The 1,398-nt window shown below is 35.6% G+C and carries 2 protein-coding genes; both read right to left on the bottom strand.

All coding sequences use genetic code 11. The features are described from left to right. Positions 1-241: 241 nt before the first annotated feature. On the bottom strand, positions 242-922 hold the full coding sequence (locus B2X72_RS16265) for a hypothetical protein (RefSeq protein ID WP_286850706.1): 681 nt from the start codon (positions 920-922) through the stop codon (positions 242-244). A gap of 1 nt (position 923) precedes the next feature. Next, positions 924-1,398 (bottom strand): ATP-binding cassette domain-containing protein (locus B2X72_RS16260; protein ID WP_286850704.1); only part of this gene is annotated, 475 nt, incomplete at its 5' end.

Raw genomic sequence — 1,398 nt, 5'->3', positions numbered from 1 at the left:
AAAGAAGGGTCGGCCGGGTTCAATCCAATGGAGGAGGCTCAGGGCCGTGTTTGGGAAAATGAGGGACTGAGCTAATATCAGTGGGATTGCTTAAAGTATACTAATACGTGTATAACAAATCAGCTTTATTACTTAAAATAGCATAACAGTAGATACCATAGTCGCGGAAATGGCACTATATCATCTGTTATAGGGTGAATGTTAACACAGCGTAGTAAATATTAAAGCTTCACCTCTGTATTTAAGGGCTCTTAAAAGTAGTAATATTAATTACGGACTTTTTCTCAGCGTCAGGAGTCATGCCTTTGATCTGATCTCTCTGGATCATATGATTTATATCCCTTGCTTTGCCTTTTTCCCGTCCATCAATGACAACTATATCATCAAGTGATTCAAGTTTTATCCAGCTACTTTCACTGAGGAGATATGGCTGACCTTTATATTCAAAAAGCACTTTACCTTTTTCCATCCTCAATGCATTTAAATCCTTATTAAAAAGGTCTTTCTTCATCACCTCAGGAAGCCTATCCTTCGTTTTAGCATAAGACAAAGCACCCATTCTTGTATCACTAAAGGGGTTCGCGTCACTAGAACCACACAGACCAATAATAAAATTAAATCCTTTCTTCAAAAGGGAAGGATGGACTCTTTCTGATTGTTTAAAATCCTTAAAACCACTTTTTTTAAAAACAATCACTACAGGTTTATCGTTTGAGGAAGCTATAACTTCGTCGCTAAAATAACCTTTATCATCTGTTATCCCTATCTTTTTATCCTCAATAAATATATCTACACCTTTCAGGGGTTTATGATCCTGTGCGCTCACAACAAGGCCACTTACCTGAAATTTTTCCATATCAAGAGTTTGTGAATAAATGTTATTAAATAACATTGTAAATCCTATTAAAAGTATATTTTTCATATTAATTACTTAATTCCAATTGATTTTTTACTAATGAATAGTACTGTCCTTTCGAATGGACCGAATCATTATGATTGCCGTTTTCGATAATTTTCCCTGATTCCAGTACAATTATCTGATCTGCGTTTTTTACCGTACTTAACCTGTGTGCTATAACTACTACCGTCCTGTTCTTGAAAAATTCGTTGAGATTGTAGAGTATTGCTTTCTCTGTATTAGCATCCAGAGAACTTGTTGCCTCATCAAAGAACAGATATTGGGGATCTTTATAAATTGCACGCGCTATCAGTATACGTTGTTTTTGCCCTCGACTGATCTGCAAGCCCACGTTCCCGATTTTTGTATTTAAGCCCATTGGAAGATCATCAACAAATTCCTCGAAACAAGCTATCCTTATTGATTCCTGCAACTTCGCTAGGTTAATATCCTTTTCATCAAGAAGGGTAATATTAAACTTAAATTTACATTTAATTTTC

The sequence above is a fragment of the Sphingobacterium sp. UBA7253 genome (assembly GCF_002472745.1).
GTDB classification, from domain to species: domain Bacteria; phylum Bacteroidota; class Bacteroidia; order Sphingobacteriales; family Sphingobacteriaceae; genus Sphingobacterium; species Sphingobacterium siyangense.
Note: the sequence above shows the minus strand (reverse complement) of the source record. Positions and strands in the feature narration are given on the sequence as shown.

What these genes read in the sequence shown, in the direction of transcription:
- B2X72_RS16265 (WP_286850706.1), bottom strand. Translation starts at nt 922, where the DNA reads ATGAAAAATATACTTTTAATAGGATTTACAATGTTATTTAATAACATT.